Raw genomic sequence first — 16,688 nt, forward strand, 5'->3', positions numbered from 1 at the left:
CGGGCAAGGCCCCGGCAAGCCCCCTCAGACCGCTTCGGCCGTCAGGCGCTCAATCTCTTCCTTCAGTTTGAGCTTCTGCTTTTTCATCGCTGCAATCTGCAGCCCGTCGGTACTGGGTGACCGTTGGGCCTGTTCCACTTCCATGCTCAGGTGCTCGTGCTTCTTCTTAAGTTCGGTCAGATGCGAGCTGAGGCTCATGGCAACCCTCCTTCTTTGAGCTAGATGTGTTTGACGAATATGAGTGGAGCACAAGTTCCCGCATCTGTCACGCTGCAGCCGCAGTATTTTTGTCATGAAATTTTCATATCGGCTATGCGCCGCGCATTTTGCCGCAGACGCCGGCGCATAGCAGCAGAAACCCGCGGATCTGGATTCGCCAAAGGTTGAAACCAGCCGGCCGCGCCCCTAAGTTCGCGCCGCTGGGAAACGGCGCCTCAGCCCGGCCAGGGCAAGGCGGCGCCGTCGCGCAGAACCGCGCGGATTTCCGGCCGGTAGCTCTCGCCATCGCGTTCGTGCCGGTCGCCTTCATGCAGAATCAGCGGTGCATGCAGACGGAAGCCGGCCCGCCCGCCCTTGCGCGCGCGCAGGATCACCAGTTCCGCCGCGCGGGCCTGGCGCGGGGCCAGCGGCAGAACCTCCAGCGAGCCAAGCACACCGGAGCAGCCTGCCAGCATGTCCGGCAGCCGGTCGGCGCGCTGGATCATGTGCAGATAGCCCTTGGGCGCGAGGCGCCGGGCGGCGGCGGCGATCCAGTCTGCCAGCGGCGTGCCCTCCCCCAGGGCAATCTTGCGGCCCGCGTCGCGGGCCTGGCTGTGGGCGCCTGCCCTGTAATAGGGCGGATTGGCGATGACGTGATGAAACTGGCGCTGCTTCAGCGCCTCCGGCATCGCAGCGAGATCGGTCTCATAGACATCAATCGCCTGCCCGCTGGCGGCAGCGTTGCGGCGGGCGAGGTCCGCATAGGGCGCTTGCAGCTCCACGCCCGCCAGGGCCAGCCCCGGCACCCGCGCCGCCAGGCACAGCAGCGCCTGGCCGGCACCGCAGCCCAGCTCCAGCACCGCCTCCCCGGCCCGCGCGGGGACCGCCGCCGCCAGCAGCACCGGATCCACCCCGGCGCGGTAGCCGCGGGCGGGCTGCCACAGCTGCACCCTGCCGCCGAGAAAGCCGTTGCGGGTCAGCTCGTCTTCGCGGAAGCCGCTCATCTGCCCAGCGGGATTTCATTGTCGCGCATCACCACCACGGCGGCGTCGTAATCGTCGGTGCGAACCATCAGACGGCGCGGGAAAATTCCGATCCCGCCTTCCAGGACGCTCATATTTACGTCCATTTGAAAGCAGTCTATATCCTCTCCCTCAAGGAGGGCGGAGGCAAAGGCGATGATCGTCGGATCGGTGCTGCGCAGAAGCTCTTTCATGGATTTGGATCTAAGGGCAAGGCCCGCGCCTTGTCGAGCCTTGCAAGCGGGAAAGTGATGGACCAAGTGATGACCCGGAAGCCGCATGAGATGCTGGCCGCCACGCTGAGCCAGGAGCTGGAGGCGGTGAATGCGCTGATCCGCACCCGGATGGCCTCCGAACACGCCCCGCGCATCCCTGAGGTGACCGCGCATCTGGTTGAGGCGGGCGGCAAGCGGCTGCGGCCGATGCTGACGCTGGCGGCGGCGCGGCTGTGCGGCTACGAGGGCGACCACCATCTGAAGCTGGCCGCCACGGTGGAGTTCATCCACACCGCCACCCTGCTGCATGACGACGTGGTGGACGAAAGCGCCCAGCGGCGCGGGCGGCCCACGGCAAACCTGCTGTGGGACAACAAAAGCTCTGTCCTGGTGGGCGACTACCTGTTTGCCCGCAGCTTCCAGCTGATGGTGGAGACAGAGAGCTTGCGGGTGCTGGACATTCTCGCCAACGCCTCCGCCACCATCGCCGAGGGCGAAGTGCTGCAGATGACCGCGGCGTCGAACCTGAAGACCGATGAGGGCATCTATCTGCAGGTGGTGCGCGGCAAGACCGCGGCGCTGTTCTCGGCCGCGACCGAGGTGGGCGGTGTGATTGCCGGCGCGCCGGAGGCACAGGTGAAGGCACTGTTTGAGTATGGCGATGCGCTGGGGATTGCCTTCCAGATTGCCGATGACCTGCTGGACTACCAGGGCGACAGCAAGGCGACCGGCAAGAACGTCGGCGACGACTTCCGCGAGCGCAAGCTGACCCTGCCGGTGATCAAGGCGGTGGCGCAGGCGACGGACGAGGAGCGCGCCTTCTGGACCCGCACCATCGAGAAGGGCAAGCAGCAGGACGGCGATCTGGAAGAGGCGCTGGCACTGATGGCGAAATACGGCACGCTGGAGGCCACGCGGCAGGATGCGCTGGGGTGGGCGGCCAAGGCCCGCGCGGCGCTGGAGGTGCTGCCCGATCACGAGATCCGCACCATGCTGAGCGATCTGGCCGATTACGTGGTGGCGCGGCTGAACTGATGCCCGGAGGGGCTTTGCCCCTCGCGCCTGCGGCGCTCACCCCAGAGTACTTTTGCAAAGATGAAAAGGCGAGCCCGCGGAGTGCGCCCGTCAGGTCAAAGTGACGGCGCTGCACCACCAGTCGGGATGCTCCGCCCCGATCTCATAGGCCGCCATATGGGCGGCCTTTTTCGTGGGGTAGAGCGCAAAGCAAGTGGCGCCGGAGCCGGACATGCGCGCAAGCATAGCCTGGCGGGAGCTGCGCAGGTCCGAAAGCACCCGTTCGATGTCCGGTGCGGCGGTGATGGCCGGGGCCTCCAGATCGTTGCGCTGTTCGCCAAGCCAGGCGGCGCAGTCTTCGGCAGAGGCGAAGGACGGGATGTCTGGCGGCATCGGCGGGTTGTCACGCGAGGCAAGCGCGGAGAAGACCGCGCCAGTGGGCACATGCACGCCCGGATTGACCAAGAGCGCGTGCAGTTCCGGCAGCGCCACCCGCGTGACCTGCTCGCCGATCCCCTGCATCCGTGAGGCCCGCGCCGCCATGCAGACCGGCACATCGGCGCCAAGCGACAGCGGCAGGTCTTCGGGGATACCGGTGCCCTGTCCGGCCAGTGCGCGCAGGACGGCAGCGGCATCCGATGACCCGCCGCCGATGCCGGCGCCGTGGGGCAGCTGCTTGTCCAGGCTGATGCGCCCGGTCCAGCCCGCTCCGGCAGCGGCCTGCCACACCAGGTTGCGCTGATCGGCGGGCACGCCGTCCGCAAACAGGCCGGAGACCTCCAGCGCCAGCTCCGGGCCGGGCTCAAGCCGCAGCCGGTCGCCGGTGTCCGCAAAGACCACCAGCGAATCCAGCAGGTGATAGCCGTCCGCGCGGCGGCCGGTCACATGCAGGGTCAGGTTGATCTTGGCAGGCGCAAAGACCTCAGCCGCCATTGGCGACCTTCAGGGGTTCTGCGCCCTCTTCGGCCAGAACCGCGTCCAGGCCGATGTCAAGCTTGCGGCGGATGCGCTCAGGGTCGGCCTCGCCGTCGGTGTCTTCCGGGTCGATGAAGGAGAGGGCGCGCTTCCACTGGAACTCCGCCTCGCGCGCGCGTCCCACGGCCCAGTAGACATCGCCCAGATGGTCATTCACCACCGGGTCCACCGGCATCAGTTCCACCGCACGCTCCATATGCGCCACTGCCTCGTCAAAGCGGCCCAGGCGGTACAGCACCCAGCCAAGGGAGTCGACGATATAACCGGAGTCGGGCCGCGCGGCGACCGCGCGCTCGATCATGTTGAGCGCCTCATCCAGCTTGCTGCGCTTTTCTACCAAGGAGTAGCCCAGGTAGTTCAGCACCTGCGGCCGGTCCGGCTCCAGCGCCAGAGAGGCACGGAAGTCCGCCTCTGCCTGCTCCCACTGGTTCAGCCGCTCGTGGCAGATGCCGCGGGCATACAGCAGGAACCAGCGGCTGCCGTCATCCTCCGGCGTGTTTGCCAGCGCCTTGTCATAGGCGCGGGCCGCCCCTGCATAATCCTCCTGCTGGCGTAACAGGTCGCCGAGGCTGACGTAGACGCCGGGCTGGTCCGGGAATTGCCGCGCCAGCTGCTCCAGCACCTCGATTGCCGCATCCGGCTTGGCCGCGCGGCGCAGTGCCTCGGCGCGCCCCAGTTCCGCGGCGTGGTAATCCGGATGGCTGCGCGGCACCTGCTTGTAAGTCGCCACTGACAGCTCGTAGCGGCCCAGCTGGTCCAGCAGACTGGCGCTCAGCAAAATGGCGTCCACGTGGTCGGGCCGCACCGACGCCGCCATGCGGGCATACATCAGCACGTAATCATTGGCGGTATCGCCATTCAGCGCCGCCCCCAGGGTAAAGAAGACCTCGGCAATGCCTTCGCGCGGGCCCGGCGCGATGGTGTAGGCCAGGGTCTTGCCGTCCTGCAGCTGCGCATCCAGCGCTTCCAGCCCGGGGTCAAGGCGGCTGCCGAAAGCCGCCTGCAGCGTCTCGCGGGCCTCTGCGTTGCGGCCCAGCTGCGACAGTATCTGCACCCGCGCCACCGCAGCGCGGCGGCTGAGGCTGGCCAGGCGCCCGTCCTCGGCGGCGAACAGCGCCTCGGCGCCGCCGTAATCGCCGGCGGAGGCCAGCGCCAGCGCCCGGTGATAGAGCACGAAAGGCTTCAGGCTGCTGTCCTTGGCCATCCGGTCAAAAGTCTTGAGCGCGCTGGACACCGACCCGGTGCCGATATGCGCCCAGCCTTCCAGCAGCCCGTCCACCAGCGGGTGGATCGCCTCGCGTTCGAGATCGCGCTCCAGCAGCGCCTGGAAATTCCCGCCGGAAGCATGACCGCCGGCAATGACGATGCTGGCCACCTGGCTGCGCGCGCCGATCTGGCGCAGGCGCTCCGCCACCGGCACGGCGAGTTCCGCCTTGCCCATGGCGAGCTGGGCAAACACCACGTTTTCCATCAGCAGCGGATTTTGAGGGTCGCGCGCCAGCGCCTGGGTGTAATAAAGCGCCGCCGCGGCAAAATCGCTGTCATAGGTCGCGGCGCGCCCGGCCAGGTAGGATCCTGCCAGCCCCTCTGCCTGCACGACAGGGGCGGCGGCGGCCATCAGGGCCGCACAGGTCAAGCTGCGAAGAATGGATACGGGCACGCGGGGACCCCCTTACGATTTACTGCTCTTGCTCTTCTAAGAAAGGGTAGTGCGGCGGCCGTCAACACGCAATGGGGCGGCCCGGCGGCCGCCCCATAAAATCCGGCGAAAGCGCGCCGAAAATTTAAACTTCCCGTTACATGTTGGGGTAGTTCGGGCCGTCGCCGCCCTGGGGTGTGGTCCAGGTGATGTTCTGGGACGGGTCCTTGATGTCGCAGGTCTTGCAGTGGACGCAGTTCTGGAAGTTGATCACGAACTCCGGCTGGCCGTCCTTTTCCACCACTTCGTAGACACCGGCCGGGCAATAGCGCTGCGCCGGTTCGGCGTATTTCGGCAGGTTGACCCGGACCGGGGTGTCCTCGTTGCCCAGGCGCAGGTGGCAGGGCTGGCTTTCCTCGTGGTTGGTCATCGAGAAGCTGACGTTGGTCAGGCGGTCAAACGACAGCACGCCATCGGGCTTGGGATAGTCGATCACCTTGTGCTTGGAGGCTTCCTCGGTCGCCTCGGCATCGTTCTTGCCGTGGCCCAGGGTGCCGAAGAAGGAGAAGCCGAGGAGGTTGTTGGTCCACATGTCGAGGCCGCCCAGCGCCAGCGAGGCAGTGAGGCCCCATTTGGACCACATCGGCTTCACGTTGCGGACCATCTTGAGATCCTTGCCGATGGCGCCGTCGCGCACGTCGGCTTCATAGGCGGTCAGCTCATCACCGGAACGCTCTGCCTTGATCGCGTCAAAGGCGGCTTCGGCTGCGGCCTTGCCCGACAGCATCGCGTTGTGGTTGCCCTTGATGCGCGGCACGTTGACCATGCCCGCGGAGCAGCCCAGCAGCGCCACGCCCGGCGCCACCAGTTTCGGCATCGACTGCCAGCCGCCTTCGGTGATGGCACGGGCGCCATAGGCCACGCGCTTGCCGCCCTTCAGCAGCTCGGCCACCACCGGGTGGTGCTTGAAGCGCTGGAATTCCATGTAGGGGAACAGGTGCGGATTCTTGTAGTTCAGGTGCACCACGAAGCCCACGTAAACCTGGTTGTTGTCCAGGTGGTAGATGAACGAGCCGCCGCCCGCATTGGAGCCCAGCGGCCAGCCCATGGTGTGGGTGACGGTGCCTTCCTTGTGCTTGGCCGGGTCGATCTCCCAGATCTCTTTCATGCCGACGCCGTATTTCTGCGGCTCCTTGCCGTCAGACAGGCCGTATTTGGCGATCACTTCCTTGGACAGCGAGCCGCGCACGCCTTCGCCCAGGAAGACATATTTGCCGTGCAGCTCCATGCCGGGTTCATAGGCCGGGCCGGGGGTGCCGTCGGGGTTTTTGCCGAATTCGCCGGCAACCACGCCCTTCACTTCGCCATTGTCGCCATAGACCAGCTCGGAGCACGCCATGCCCGGGAAGATCTCGACGCCCATTTCCTCGGCCTGCTCCGCCATCCAGCGGCAGACGTTGCCCATGGAGACGATGTAGTTGCCATGGTTGTTCATCAAGGGCGGCATCGGGAAGTTGGGGATGCGGACGTGGCCCGCCTCGCCCAGCATGTAGAAGTTGTCTTCCTTGACTTCCACGTTCAGCGGCGCGCCCTTTTCCTTCCAGTCGGGGATCAGCGCATTCAGGCCGCAGGGATCCAGCACCGCGCCCGACAGAATATGCGCGCCCACCTCTGAGCCCTTTTCCAGGACCACGACCTGCAAGTCGGCGTCCAGCTGTTTCAGGCGGATGGCCGCAGACAGACCAGCAGGGCCGGCCCCGACGATCACCACGTCGTATTCCATCGCTTCGCGTTCAATCTCGGCCATCTGCGGCGCTCCTTGGCTAACTTTTGCTACCGGCCCCGCAACAGACTGCGGGCGCAATATTCTTTCGCGGTTGCTTAGCGTTCGGCGCCCCCATGGGTCAATCCAAACTCCGCGTCAAACACCTGTAAAACAGGCAACTGAGACAAAAAGTGCGTCCATTATCGTCACTCAAGGATCATTTTCCGCCGCCATCTCTGTCTCGGGCCGGTCTCCCATCAGGTACCGGGGTCCCTGCCCCTTCTGTGCCGCCCGGTCCTCGGGGTTGTAAAGCTTGCAGTTCGGCAGCGACAGGCAGCCGCAACCGATACAGCCGTCCAGATTGTCGCGCAGCTTGACCAGGGTCTCGATTCGCTGGTCCAGGTGGCTGCGGAAGTTCTCGGAAATGCGCGCCCAGTCGTCTTTGGTGGGGGTGCGGCTGCCCGGCAGGCTTTTTAGGAAGCCGCGGATTTGCGGCAGGGAAAAACCGAACTGCTGCGCGATCATGATGAAGCTGAGCCGCCGGATGTCGGCCCGCTGGAACCGCCGCTGGCCGCCGGCGTTGCGCCAGGGCTCCACCAGGCCTTGCGCCTCGTAATAGCGGATGGCGGACACCGCGAGGCCGGTGCGTTCGGCCAGATACCCGATGGAAATCCCGGCAGACTGGGGCATGGGGAACTCCCTGAAGAAATCTCTTGAGCTAAAGTTAGGTTTAGGACCTAGGGTGAGTCGCATCAACAGGTTTGCTCAGGCAAAAGGAGATTTCCGATGAGCGCAGTTCTGGAACATGCAAATGTCACCGTCGCAGACCCCCATGGCACCGCGGCCTGGATGGAAAATGTTTTCGGCTGGCATGTGCGCTGGCAGGGCGAGGCCAAGAACGGCGGCTACACTGTGCATGTGGGCGGGGAAAACAGCTATCTGGCGCTCTACACGCCGCGCACCTCTGCAGGCAAAGCGCCGGAAAGCTACGGCATTATCGGCGGGCTGAACCACCTGGCGGTGATCGTGGAGGATCTGGACGCCACCGAGGCCGCGGTGAAGGCTGCAGGCTTCACCCCGATGAACCACGGCGACTACGAGCCGGGCCGCCGGTTTTATTTCCACGATGAAAACGGCATCGAATACGAGGCGGTGCAATATGATTGATCTCCTGTGGCAAGCGGGGCTTCCGCGGCTGCCCGCGCACGGCATTTTCTTGCGCATTCCTGTGGAAAAGCCGGCCAAAGCACGCAGTTAGGCGGATTTGCGGGCCAGCAGCCCCCGCGGCCACTTGAAATCAGGCACCGGATTGGGTCAGGTAATTGTCAACCGGACCGGACGCCCCGCGGCACATGCTGCGGGGCTCCGGCTTTCGTACTGACAAAAACAAAACATAAAGAGCGACCTGGACCAACCACATGGAAAAGATCCCGATGACCCCGGCGGGTCACGCTGCCCTGGAAAGCGAACTGAAAACCCTGAAATCCGTCGAACGCCCGGCCATCATCCAGGCGATCGCCGAAGCGCGCGAGCTGGGCGACCTGTCGGAAAACGCCGAGTACCACTCTGCCCGCGAGAAACAGTCCTTCATCGAGGGCCGCATCAAGGAGCTGGAGGGCATCCTGTCGCTGGCCGATGTGATCAACCCGGCCAAGCTGAACGGGGCGATCAAGTTCGGCGCCAAGGTGACCGTGGTGGACGAGGACACCGACGAGGAAAAGACCTGGCAGATCGTCGGCGAGCATGAGGCCAACATCGAAGCGGGGCTGTTGAATATCAAATCCCCCATCGCGCGCGCCTTGATCGGCAAGGACGAAGGGGACAGTGTCGAAGTGCGCACGCCCGGCGGCGAACGGTCCTACGAGATTCTCAAGATCGTCTATTCCTGATCTGCAAGGCGGTGAATGGTCATGACAGGCTCCAGCAGCAGCCCGGGCTCCAGCCCGACCTCCGCAGGCGGACGCCCGCTGCGCAGCTATGACGCGCCCGCGGGCAGCGGGCTGGGCGGGGCCGAGCTGGTGGCCATCGGGCTGGGGGCGCTGTGGCTGCTGGCGGCAGTGGCGTTCTATGTCTTTGCCCCGGATGGCGCGGGCCTGTCGCAATGGACCGATCTGATCACCGGTGTGCTGGCGGTGGTGCTGCCGCTGGCGATGCTGTGGGTCGCCGCCTCTGCCGCGCGCTCGGCCCGGGTGATGCGGGAGGAGAGCGAACAGCTGCAGGCCGCCATCGACGGGCTGCGGCAGACCTATTTGGCCCAGGCCCAGCAGCATGCCGCGGTGGCCGAGCCGTCGATGGCCAAGCGGCTGGAGGAGATCGCCGAGGCGACCCGCAAGACCGAAACCGCGCTGGCCACCTTCCACACCAGCCGCCGCGCCAATCCGGTGCGCCCGGCAATCCCCGCCGAGGCCGCCGAGATGACTGCCGCCGGCCAGGGTTCGCTGGCGCTTGGCACCCAGGCCACGGACACCGCGCCGCCGCTGCCTGCGGATCAGTTCATCCGCGCCCTGAATTTCCCGGAAACCGCCGAGGATGAAGAAGGCTTTGCCGCGCTGCGCGCCGCGCTCAAGGACCGCAAGGCGGCGCAGGTGATCCAGGCCTCGCAAGACGTGCTGACGCTGCTCAGCCAGGACGGCATCTATATGGACGACCTGCGGCCCGACATGGCCCGGCCCGAGGTCTGGCGCCAGTTCGGACAGGGCGCGCGCGGCCGCGCGGTGGCGGCGCTTGGCGGCGTGCGCGACCGCACCTCGCTGGCGCTGACCGCAGCGCGGATGAAACAGGACCCGATCTTCCGCGACGCGGCGCACCACTTTCTGCGCCGGTTCGACCAGATGTTTGCGGAATTCGAGGCCGAAGCCACCGACGGCGAGATTTCCGCCCTAGGCAACACCCGCACCGCCCGCGCCTTCATGCTGCTGGGCCGGGTGGCCGGGACGTTTGATTGATCGGGCGGCCCTGACGGGCCGCTGCCTGCGGCGCGAGTATTTCTGGAAAGATGAAAGAGCGGAGCGGCGCCGGGCGTCAGCGCGGCGCCGGGCCCAACGGCGGGCAAGCATCTTTGATGCGCCGGGCCGCGGGCGGGAGGGCGCCGTTCACATCGCAAAGCTGCCGTAGGGGAGGAAGCGGACCAGATCGCCCGGCTTGATCTCCGCGGCGCTGTCGCCAAGCTCCACCAGCCCTTCCGCCCAGCTGAGGCCGCTGATGCGGCCGGAGCCTTCGGATTTGAACACCTCGGCGCGCCCGTCCCGCACCCGCGCCCGCAGGTATTCGCGGCGGCCCGGTTTCTTGCGCTTTTCAAAACCGGCCGGGACTTCAAACGCCTGCGGCTCCTGCCAGCCGGCGCCTGCCATCAGCCCCATGGCGGGGCGGGCGAAGATCAGCGTGCAGACCAGCGCCGCCACCGGGTTGCCCGGCAGTCCGAACACCGGCGTGCCCTGCCACATGCCCAGCGCGAGCGGGCGCCCGGGTTTCAGCGCGATGCGCCATTCCTGCAGCGCGCCCGCCTCGCGCAAGAGCGCCGACATATGATCCTCATCCCCCGCCGACGCGCCGCCTGATGTCAGGATCACATCGGTTTGCGCCGCGGCGCCGTCCAGATGCGCCCGCAGCGCCGCGCGGTCGTCTGCGGCTTTGCCCAGATCCACCGGCACAAAGCCCAATTGGCGGATCAGCGCCAGCAGCATCGGGCGGTTGGCGTCGAAGATCTGCCCCTTGCCTGCGGTTTCTCCCGCCTCGACCAGCTCATCGCCGGTGGAGAGCACGCCCACCCGCAGCGGCAGCCGCACCGTCAGCTGCGCCAGCCCGGTGGCGGAGGCCAGGGCCAGATCGGCCGGGGTGATGACCCGGCCTGCGGGCAGGATGCGTTCGCCCGCGCAGACATCCTCGCCCGCCTTGCGGGTGTTCGCCCCCTGTTTCAGCGGGCCGTTGAAGGCGATCCGGGTGCCGTCGGTGTTGACGTCTTCCTCCAGGATCACGGTATCCACGCCATCGGGCAGCGCGGCGCCGGTCAGGACGCGGACGGCGCTGCCTTTGGGAACCGTGCCGCCGAACGGCACGCCGGCGGCGGCGCGCCCCGGCACCAGCGGCAGCTCATGCGGCCCCTCTGCCCTGCCGCCCACAAAGCCGTAGCCATCCACCGCCGTATTCGGCAGCGGCGGGTTGGCGCGTTTGGCCAGCGCATCCTCTGCCAGCACCCGGCCTAGGGCGTCTGCCAGCGGCACGGTTTCAGCACCGGTGACCGGCCCCAGCCTGTCCCGGAGCAGGGCCAGCGCATCATCCACCGGAGTCCAGTCGACGCCTGCGGGCAAGGCAAAACAATCGTTGCTGAGCGGCGGCGGTGTCAGCCCGCCCGGCTTATCCCAGGCCAGCGCGTTCAAGCGGTCATCGTGTCCCGTGCCCAAAATCCAAGCCTCCTCTTGCGCTTCCTCAGGCACTGCGGCCAGCATTTCACTCAGCTCATCCGCCGGCACGCGGCTGAGCGCTTGCGACAACAGCCGCATCTGCACCCGGTCGCGGATTTCCTCCGGGCCGGAAGCAGCCATGGCAGCCTTCACGGCGGGTTCGATCAAACCTGGCCAAATTTCCGCGAACACAATTTGCGCGGCCGCAATGTTTTCGAAAGGCCAGACAGCCGCCTTGTGCCGAAGACGCAGCCGCTGCAGGACCGGCAGCCCCATCAGCACCTGGCTGCCAACCGTCGGATTGAAAAACAGCTGAAAGCAGGAGGAGGCCGCCTTGGCTGCCAGATCCGCGCGGCGCCGTTCCGGCACGTCTTTGTAAGCGATACCGGCCTTGCGGTAGGGAATATCCGGCCAGCGTGTCTGGTGCGGCTTGCCCCAGAACGGGCCGGTGCCGGCAAACAGCCGGTTCATCTCGGAAGCGACGTCAAACCGGTTGTTGCTGCCGTCCTCAGCGTCTTCGATGCGCTCTTCCAGCCAGTGCCAGACGGCGAAGGGGTCATCCGATCCAGTGATCCGGCGCGCGAAACCGCGCGGATAGCCGAAGGGAAAGTCAAAGGCTGCAAGCACCCGCCGCCGCGCGGCCTGCTCTTGCTCCAGGAAGCGGCTGATCCAAGCCTCCGCCTCCTGCCGGCTGCGGCAGTAAATTTGCTGTTCCGCGACGCCGCCGCGTGCCACGCCGAGCCAGATCGCGTCCTTGCTTTCCCGCGGCGGTTTACGCTTGGCGGCAGACCAGTCGACGGCCAGAACGGTGTCGAAAACGCTCACAGATCCAGTTCCGCCTGAATGAAATCAGCTATCGCGGCGGTGCCGTCCAGATCGAAGACAGGGCGGTCCAGCTCTAGCGCCGTGTCGCTGGCAACGGCACGGATGCTGGGATCCTGCGGCGCAATCAGATCGGTGCCGGCAGACTGCCGGTAGGCCTCGATCTTGGGGTGCGGTTCGCGTTTGTAGCCCTCGACCAGCACCAGGTCGACCGGGAGGAGACGGGCCAGCAGCTCCGCCAGCGGCGGTTCTGCTGCGCCGCGCAACTCCTGCATGATGGCCACGCGCCCGGCAGAGGCCAGCACCACCTCCGCCGCGCCGGCCTGGCGGTGGCGGTGGCTGTCGGTGCCGGACTGGTCCACGTCCGTTGCGTGATGGGCGTGCTTGATGGTGGAGACGGTGTATCCGCGGGCGCAGAACTCCGCCACCAGCCGCTCCATCAGCCCGGTCTTGCCGTTGTTCTTCCAGCCGGTGACGCCATAGATCTTCACTTCAAGAGCGCCTCGGCGCGGGCCAGGTCCTCTGGCGTGTTGATGTTGAAGAAGGGGTCGAAGGGATCGGCCTCAAACAGCGCCTCGCGGCCACCGTGCTGGTCGGTCCACAGCACCACCTTGCGCAGCCCGCCGTTCAATGCGGCGCGCAGGTCGTCGCGCAGAGCGACGGGCCAGAGGCCAAAGGCCGGGTGCCGGTTCACTTTGCTCCGCCCGCCGGATTTCAGCGCCTCATCGCCGGTGCGTGGGGTGGTGGCGAGGACCAGAGGGTGCTCCATGCCCTGTGCAGCGGCGGTCAGCCGGGCGACCAGATCCTGCGGGAAGAACGGCGTGTCGGCGGCGGCGGTGACGATGGTTTCAACGCCCTGCTCTGCCGCCCAATCGAGACCTGCCAAGACACCCGCCAGCGGACCTGCAAAGCCCTCGATCGAGTCGGCAATGACCGGCAGGCCCAGGTCGGCGAACCGCTCCGGGTCGCCATTGGCGTTCAGCGCCAGGCCCGCGACCTGAGGGCCGAGCCGGTCGACCACGCGGGAGAGGAGGCTCTGGCCGCCGACCTGCAGCCGCCCCTTGTCGCCGCCGCCCATCCGGGTGGCGAGGCCGCCTGCGAGGATTACGCCCAAAGGCTTCTGTTCTGTCATGCCTTCTCCTCCTGCGGCGGAAAACACGTGTTTTCCGGGCCGGATTTCACGCGAAATCCGGTTACCCGTCCGCACCCTTCCGCCGGTGCTTCTTCTCTTCCACCGGCGCGTCCTTCGGGTCCATGTCCCGCACCAGCCGTTCCTCACCGGACAAGCAGATGAACCGCTGGCCGCGCATCCGGCCGATCAGGGTGAGGCCAACCTCGCGGGCGATCTCCACGCCCCAGGCGGTGAAGCCCGAACGGGACGCCAGCACCGGAATGCCCATCATTGCCGTCTTGATCACCATCTCCGAGGTGAGCCTGCCGGTGGTATAAAGGATCTTGTCCGCGGCCTCCGCCTGCTCCGACAGCATCCACCCGGCGATCTTGTCCACTGCGTTATGGCGGCCGACGTCTTCCATATAGACCAGCGGGCGGTCCTGGCGGCAGAGCACGGTGCCGTGGATGGCGCCGGCCTCCAGATACAGGGACGGCGTACGGTTGATCTTATGGGCCAGCGTATAGAGCCAGGAGGTGCGGACTTTGGCCTCGGGCAGGCGCACGTCCTCCAGCCCCTCCATCATGTCGCCGAAGACGGTGCCGACCGCGCAGCCGGAGGTGCGGGTCTTCTTCTTCAGCTTTTCCTCGTGGCTGGTTTCCACCGCAGTGCGCACCACCACGGTTTCCAGGTCCTCGTCATAATCGACGCGGGTCACCTCGTCCCCGTCGCGCAGCATCCGCTGGTTGCGCAGGAAGCCAAGCGCCAGATATTCCGGGTAATCTCCAATGGTCATCGCAGTGACAATTTCCTGCGAATTCAGGAAAATGGTCAGCGGGCGCTCCTCGACCACGGCGATCTCAGCCGCTTCGCCGTTCTGGTCGGTGCCGGTGACGGCGCGGGTGAGCCGCGGGTCTGCGACGCCGGGGGCGATCAGATATTCTGACGTGATATCAATGCTCACCAATTGCATTCCTTCTGCGTCCGCCTTAGGGCGGTTCAACGCAATCTAGGACGCGCAGATGGCAATCACCACCACCAAATCGGCCTTCTGGAAGGGGTTTCGCGACAGCGCGCCTTTCATTTTCATGGCCTCGCCCTTCGGTTTTCTGTTCGGGGTGCTGGCGGCAGAGGCCGGGCTGATCGTCCCGGAGGCGTTCGCCTTCTCCCTCGCGGTCTTTGCAGGCGCCGCCCAGTTCACCGCGCTGCAGCTGATGCAGGAGAACGCGCCGCTGATCATCATCCTGATCTCGGCCCTGGCGGTGAACCTGCGGATGGCGATGTATTCGGCCTCGCTGACGCCATACCTGGGCGATGCGCCGATGTGGCAGCGGGCGCTGGCGGCCTATTTCGTGGTCGACCAGTCCTATGCGCTGTCGATCGTCAAATTCGAGACCGAGCCGGAAATGCCGCTGGCGCAGCGGGTGGCGTATTTCTTCGGCACCAATGGCATTGTGGCACCGGCCTGGGTGATTGCCACGGCGCTTGGCGCGCTGGTCGGCACCCGCATTCCGGAGAGCTGGGGCGTGGATTTCGTGCTGCCGCTGGCGTTTCTGGCGATGATCGGACCGATGCTGCGCACGCCGGCGCATATCGCCGCCTGTTTCGTGGCGGTGGCCGCATCGCTGCCGGCGGCCGCCCTGCCCTATAACCTGGGGCTTATCGTGGCGGGGATTGCCGGCATGGTGGCCGGCGCCCAGGCGGAACTGTGGCTGGACCGGCAGAAGGTAAAATCGGAGGCCGCGAAATGAGCAGTATTCCCGCACCGCTGCTGTGGACCGTGATCATCGGGCTGGCGCTTGGCAGCTACGCCCTGCGGTTCGCCTTCATCGGCTTCATGGGCGGGCGCGCGATCCCGGAATGGCTGATGCGGCATCTGCGCTATACCGCGGTGGCGATCATTCCGGCGCTGGTGGCGCCGCTGGTGGTCTGGCCTGCCCCCGCCGGAGGCGAGCCCAGCCTGATGCATTTTGCTGCCGCGGCCGCGACCTTTGCTGCGGGCTATCTGACCAGAAACGTGCTGTTTGCCCTGGGCACCGGCGGGCTGTCGCTGCTGCTGTTGTATATCGCCGCCTAGCGCTGCGCGCCGGGCGGCACGATCACTCTGAAGCGGCGCTGAGCGTGGCGTTGCTTTTGGCGAGGCCCGCCTGCAAATCGCCGCTGTCGTTTTCATAATAGCGCTCTGTCACCACCCCCGGCAGCTGGCCGAACTGCTCTGCCAGTTTTTCCGGATAGAAGGTGCGGTCCAGGCTTTCAAACCCCGGAACCTGCTGCAGAATGCCAATCGTCGCCTGCGCGCAGAATGCCCCCGGAACCCGGCCGTTGCTTAGGGCAAGCCGGTAGGCTTTCTCCGCCTGTTCCGGTGTGACCTCAATGCGCTGGATGACAACGTGATAGGTGCTGCGGGCGTGGGCGCCGCGGTAGGCCTTCTCGACAGCGGGCGTGATGCCGTGGATGACATCGTCCCGCTCGGGCACCACGGAGGCATAGAAAGACCCTGCAGGATCGAAAATCACCCGCTCAGAAGCGTTGATCATCAGCGACGTGTGGCCACCCCGCCCGGTGCGGTTGTTGATCATCGTATAGAGGGTGAGCGCGGGCGGTCCGGGGTGGCGGTAGGCCACCCGGGCCAGGGTTTCAGCATCCGCGTTGGGCTGCTGCGGCGCAGCGCAACCCGCGAGCGCGGCCAGGACCGCGCCAAGGCAGAGCAGATTGCGCATCGAAGCAATCCCCGTTCAATAAATCAGGACGCGAAGACCGCCAGGAAAATGGCAAAGATGACCAGCGCAATGCTGAAGCGGGTCACGAAGGTCAGGAAACCGGAATAGGTCTTTTCCTGAACGGTGGTATCCATGGTGCCGTGCTGATGTTCAGCCATGTGAGTTTTCCCTCAATTCACGTGCATTTTTCCGGTGATTACTGGATTTGCGCCGCTCTGTCACCACGTCAATCGGGCGCATCTGACAGAAATGAGACGCGAATCCTGCTGCCGCAGCGGCAATCCGGGCCGCTGCTGCGCTGCGTCCGGTTGCGGCGCCGAATCGGCGCCGGGGCGCGGGCCTCAGTCCTGCTGCAGGTCGGAGGCCAGGCGGAAGCCGATCCGGTTGGCGGGGGCCTCCTGGCGCGCCTTGGGCACCGCGCGCAGCATCACGTTCAGCTGGCTGACATGCTGCACCAGCTGGGTCCGGGAGCCGCTGCCCTCGCTGCCGTAGAAGGTGATGATGTCGGGATCGAAATAGCCCATGCCCTCGATCCGCAGCACCCCGGCATTGCCGCCGGCAAAGCCCATCGCCACCTCGTGTTCGGCATCCAGCTGTTTCTCGAAGTTCTGGATATAGAGGATCAGGCGCTCATAGGCCCAGCGGGCGGGGCTTTTGGAGGCATCGGGTTTCTGCAGTTTCTCGGGCACCTCGGTCAGCCCTGCGCAGGCATCGGGATCGGAGTGAACTTCATGCACGCACGGCAGCACCGCCGCTTCCGCTGCCTCGGCGCTGGTTGAAATCTCGTCGGTCATGCTTCCCCCTTGT

Annotated in this window: 20 protein-coding genes; 6 read left to right on the forward strand and 14 right to left on the reverse strand. The window is 66.1% G+C overall.

Annotated elements, in window-relative coordinates; translation table 11 throughout:
• Nucleotides 1-24 precede the first annotated feature (24 nt).
• The 3 genes from R2C4_RS13805 to R2C4_RS13815 all read right to left on the reverse strand — a co-directional run bounded on the left by R2C4_RS13805 (nucleotide 25) and on the right by R2C4_RS13815 (nucleotide 1,414).
• On the reverse strand, nucleotides 25-198 hold the full coding sequence (locus tag R2C4_RS13805) for a YdcH family protein (RefSeq protein WP_008557220.1): 174 nt from the start codon (nucleotides 196-198) through the stop codon (nucleotides 25-27).
• Between the two features lie 236 nt (nucleotides 199-434).
• Nucleotides 435-1,202, reverse strand: a complete 768-nt coding sequence (locus R2C4_RS13810; RefSeq protein WP_141891087.1) for a tRNA1(Val) (adenine(37)-N6)-methyltransferase — start codon at nucleotides 1,200-1,202, stop codon at nucleotides 435-437.
• Nucleotides 1,199-1,414, reverse strand: coding sequence for a putative signal transducing protein (locus R2C4_RS13815; RefSeq protein WP_141891088.1), 216 nt, complete (start codon nucleotides 1,412-1,414; stop codon nucleotides 1,199-1,201). Before R2C4_RS13815 ends, R2C4_RS13810 begins: the two co-directional genes overlap by 4 nt.
• Before the next feature lie 57 nt (nucleotides 1,415-1,471).
• Between R2C4_RS13815 and R2C4_RS13820 the strand changes: the two genes are divergently transcribed.
• Complete coding sequence (locus R2C4_RS13820) at nucleotides 1,472-2,470, forward strand: polyprenyl synthetase family protein (RefSeq protein WP_141891089.1); 999 nt, start codon at nucleotides 1,472-1,474, stop codon at nucleotides 2,468-2,470.
• Nucleotides 2,471-2,560: 90 nt separating this feature from the next.
• Here R2C4_RS13820 and R2C4_RS13825 read toward each other — a convergent pair whose 3' ends face one another.
• From R2C4_RS13825 to soxR, 4 genes are all read right to left on the reverse strand, one after another.
• Nucleotides 2,561-3,382 (reverse strand): 4-(cytidine 5'-diphospho)-2-C-methyl-D-erythritol kinase, encoded by an 822-nt coding sequence (locus tag R2C4_RS13825; protein WP_141891090.1) that lies wholly within the window; start codon nucleotides 3,380-3,382, stop codon nucleotides 2,561-2,563.
• Nucleotides 3,372-5,084, reverse strand: a complete 1,713-nt coding sequence (locus tag R2C4_RS13830) for a tetratricopeptide repeat protein (protein WP_141891091.1) — start codon at nucleotides 5,082-5,084, stop codon at nucleotides 3,372-3,374. Before R2C4_RS13830 ends, R2C4_RS13825 begins: the two co-directional genes overlap by 11 nt.
• Before the next feature lie 136 nt (nucleotides 5,085-5,220).
• Nucleotides 5,221-6,870 (reverse strand): electron transfer flavoprotein-ubiquinone oxidoreductase, encoded by a 1,650-nt coding sequence (locus R2C4_RS13835; RefSeq protein ID WP_058285157.1) that lies wholly within the window; start codon nucleotides 6,868-6,870, stop codon nucleotides 5,221-5,223.
• A gap of 168 nt (nucleotides 6,871-7,038) precedes the next feature.
• Nucleotides 7,039-7,518, reverse strand: coding sequence for a redox-sensitive transcriptional activator SoxR (gene soxR, locus R2C4_RS13840; RefSeq protein ID WP_058285156.1), 480 nt, complete (start codon nucleotides 7,516-7,518; stop codon nucleotides 7,039-7,041).
• Nucleotides 7,519-7,614: 96 nt separating this feature from the next.
• On the opposite strand from soxR, the gene R2C4_RS13845 reads away from it, so the two are divergent.
• The 3 genes from R2C4_RS13845 (at nucleotide 7,615) to R2C4_RS13855 (ending at nucleotide 9,773) form a co-directional block, all read left to right on the forward strand.
• Nucleotides 7,615-7,995: a VOC family protein gene (locus R2C4_RS13845; RefSeq protein ID WP_141891092.1), complete on the forward strand. Its 381-nt coding sequence runs from the start codon at nucleotides 7,615-7,617 to the stop codon at nucleotides 7,993-7,995.
• 251 nt (nucleotides 7,996-8,246) lie between these two features.
• On the forward strand, nucleotides 8,247-8,717 hold the full coding sequence (greA, locus tag R2C4_RS13850; RefSeq protein WP_008555606.1) for a transcription elongation factor GreA: 471 nt from the start codon (nucleotides 8,247-8,249) through the stop codon (nucleotides 8,715-8,717).
• Between the two features lie 21 nt (nucleotides 8,718-8,738).
• Nucleotides 8,739-9,773 carry a hypothetical protein gene (locus R2C4_RS13855; RefSeq protein WP_141891093.1) on the forward strand — a complete coding sequence of 345 codons (1,035 nt, stop codon included), beginning with the start codon at nucleotides 8,739-8,741 and terminating at the stop codon, nucleotides 9,771-9,773.
• A 147-nt stretch (nucleotides 9,774-9,920) separates the two neighbouring features.
• Here R2C4_RS13855 and R2C4_RS13860 read toward each other — a convergent pair whose 3' ends face one another.
• The 4 genes from R2C4_RS13860 to R2C4_RS13875 form a co-directional block, all read right to left on the reverse strand.
• Nucleotides 9,921-12,053, reverse strand: a complete 2,133-nt coding sequence (locus R2C4_RS13860; protein ID WP_141891094.1) for a molybdopterin-binding protein — start codon at nucleotides 12,051-12,053, stop codon at nucleotides 9,921-9,923.
• Complete coding sequence (gene mobB, locus R2C4_RS13865; protein WP_141891095.1) at nucleotides 12,050-12,541, reverse strand: molybdopterin-guanine dinucleotide biosynthesis protein B; 492 nt, start codon at nucleotides 12,539-12,541, stop codon at nucleotides 12,050-12,052. Before mobB ends, R2C4_RS13860 begins: the two co-directional genes overlap by 4 nt.
• Nucleotides 12,538-13,182, reverse strand: a complete 645-nt coding sequence (mobA, locus tag R2C4_RS13870) for a molybdenum cofactor guanylyltransferase MobA (RefSeq protein ID WP_141891096.1) — start codon at nucleotides 13,180-13,182, stop codon at nucleotides 12,538-12,540. The genes mobB and mobA overlap by 4 nt, the downstream gene beginning before the upstream one ends.
• A 61-nt stretch (nucleotides 13,183-13,243) precedes the next feature.
• Entirely contained in the window at nucleotides 13,244-14,134 is an 891-nt protein-coding gene (locus tag R2C4_RS13875) for a formate dehydrogenase accessory sulfurtransferase FdhD (RefSeq protein WP_141891097.1), read from the reverse strand.
• 49 nt (nucleotides 14,135-14,183) lie between these two features.
• Between R2C4_RS13875 and R2C4_RS13880 the strand changes: the two genes are divergently transcribed.
• Both R2C4_RS13880 and R2C4_RS13885 read left to right on the forward strand, forming a co-directional pair.
• Complete coding sequence (locus R2C4_RS13880) at nucleotides 14,184-14,912, forward strand: AzlC family ABC transporter permease (RefSeq protein ID WP_141891098.1); 729 nt, start codon at nucleotides 14,184-14,186, stop codon at nucleotides 14,910-14,912.
• The gene (locus R2C4_RS13885) at nucleotides 14,909-15,238 is read left to right on the forward strand and encodes an AzlD domain-containing protein (protein ID WP_141891099.1); all 330 of its coding nucleotides are present in this window, start codon (nucleotides 14,909-14,911) and stop codon (nucleotides 15,236-15,238) included. Before R2C4_RS13880 ends, R2C4_RS13885 begins: the two co-directional genes overlap by 4 nt.
• Before the next feature lie 22 nt (nucleotides 15,239-15,260).
• Here the strand turns inward: R2C4_RS13885 and R2C4_RS13890 are convergent, their stop codons facing one another.
• From R2C4_RS13890 to R2C4_RS13900, 3 genes are all read right to left on the reverse strand, one after another.
• Nucleotides 15,261-15,881 carry a hypothetical protein gene (locus R2C4_RS13890; protein WP_058285149.1) on the reverse strand — a complete coding sequence of 207 codons (621 nt, stop codon included), beginning with the start codon at nucleotides 15,879-15,881 and terminating at the stop codon, nucleotides 15,261-15,263.
• A 23-nt stretch (nucleotides 15,882-15,904) separates the two neighbouring features.
• A complete protein-coding gene (locus R2C4_RS13895; RefSeq protein ID WP_008557812.1) occupies nucleotides 15,905-16,039 on the reverse strand; it encodes an aa3-type cytochrome c oxidase subunit IV in 135 nt (44 codons plus the stop codon).
• Nucleotides 16,040-16,222: 183 nt separating this feature from the next.
• The gene (locus tag R2C4_RS13900) at nucleotides 16,223-16,675 is read right to left on the reverse strand and encodes a DUF6173 family protein (RefSeq protein ID WP_141891100.1); all 453 of its coding nucleotides are present in this window, start codon (nucleotides 16,673-16,675) and stop codon (nucleotides 16,223-16,225) included.
• Nucleotides 16,676-16,688: the final 13 nt, after the last annotated feature.

Origin of the sequence: Leisingera aquaemixtae (genome assembly GCF_006740765.1) — a bacterium.
GTDB classification, from domain to species: domain Bacteria; phylum Pseudomonadota; class Alphaproteobacteria; order Rhodobacterales; family Rhodobacteraceae; genus Leisingera; species Leisingera aquaemixtae.

Coding starts and splice junctions, on each gene's coding strand:
- R2C4_RS13825 (WP_141891090.1), bottom strand. CDS start 3,382: ATGGCGGCTGAGGTCTTTGCGCCTGCCAAGATCAACCTGACCCTGCAT.
- R2C4_RS13810 (WP_141891087.1), bottom strand. CDS start 1,202: ATGAGCGGCTTCCGCGAAGACGAGCTGACCCGCAACGGCTTTCTCGGC.
- soxR (WP_058285156.1), bottom strand. CDS start 7,518: ATGCCCCAGTCTGCCGGGATTTCCATCGGGTATCTGGCCGAACGCACC.
- R2C4_RS13875 (WP_141891097.1), bottom strand. CDS start 14,134: ATGCAATTGGTGAGCATTGATATCACGTCAGAATATCTGATCGCCCCC.
- greA (WP_008555606.1), top strand. CDS start 8,247: ATGGAAAAGATCCCGATGACCCCGGCGGGTCACGCTGCCCTGGAAAGC.
- R2C4_RS13845 (WP_141891092.1), top strand. CDS start 7,615: ATGAGCGCAGTTCTGGAACATGCAAATGTCACCGTCGCAGACCCCCAT.
- R2C4_RS13890 (WP_058285149.1), bottom strand. CDS start 15,881: ATGCGCAATCTGCTCTGCCTTGGCGCGGTCCTGGCCGCGCTCGCGGGT.
- mobA (WP_141891096.1), bottom strand. CDS start 13,182: ATGACAGAACAGAAGCCTTTGGGCGTAATCCTCGCAGGCGGCCTCGCC.
- R2C4_RS13885 (WP_141891099.1), top strand. CDS start 14,909: ATGAGCAGTATTCCCGCACCGCTGCTGTGGACCGTGATCATCGGGCTG.
- R2C4_RS13895 (WP_008557812.1), bottom strand. CDS start 16,039: ATGGCTGAACATCAGCACGGCACCATGGATACCACCGTTCAGGAAAAG.
- R2C4_RS13820 (WP_141891089.1), top strand. CDS start 1,472: ATGGACCAAGTGATGACCCGGAAGCCGCATGAGATGCTGGCCGCCACG.
- R2C4_RS13900 (WP_141891100.1), bottom strand. CDS start 16,675: ATGACCGACGAGATTTCAACCAGCGCCGAGGCAGCGGAAGCGGCGGTG.
- R2C4_RS13815 (WP_141891088.1), bottom strand. CDS start 1,414: ATGAAAGAGCTTCTGCGCAGCACCGATCCGACGATCATCGCCTTTGCC.
- R2C4_RS13835 (WP_058285157.1), bottom strand. CDS start 6,870: ATGGCCGAGATTGAACGCGAAGCGATGGAATACGACGTGGTGATCGTC.
- R2C4_RS13805 (WP_008557220.1), bottom strand. CDS start 198: ATGAGCCTCAGCTCGCATCTGACCGAACTTAAGAAGAAGCACGAGCAC.
- R2C4_RS13855 (WP_141891093.1), top strand. CDS start 8,739: ATGACAGGCTCCAGCAGCAGCCCGGGCTCCAGCCCGACCTCCGCAGGC.
- R2C4_RS13880 (WP_141891098.1), top strand. CDS start 14,184: ATGGCAATCACCACCACCAAATCGGCCTTCTGGAAGGGGTTTCGCGAC.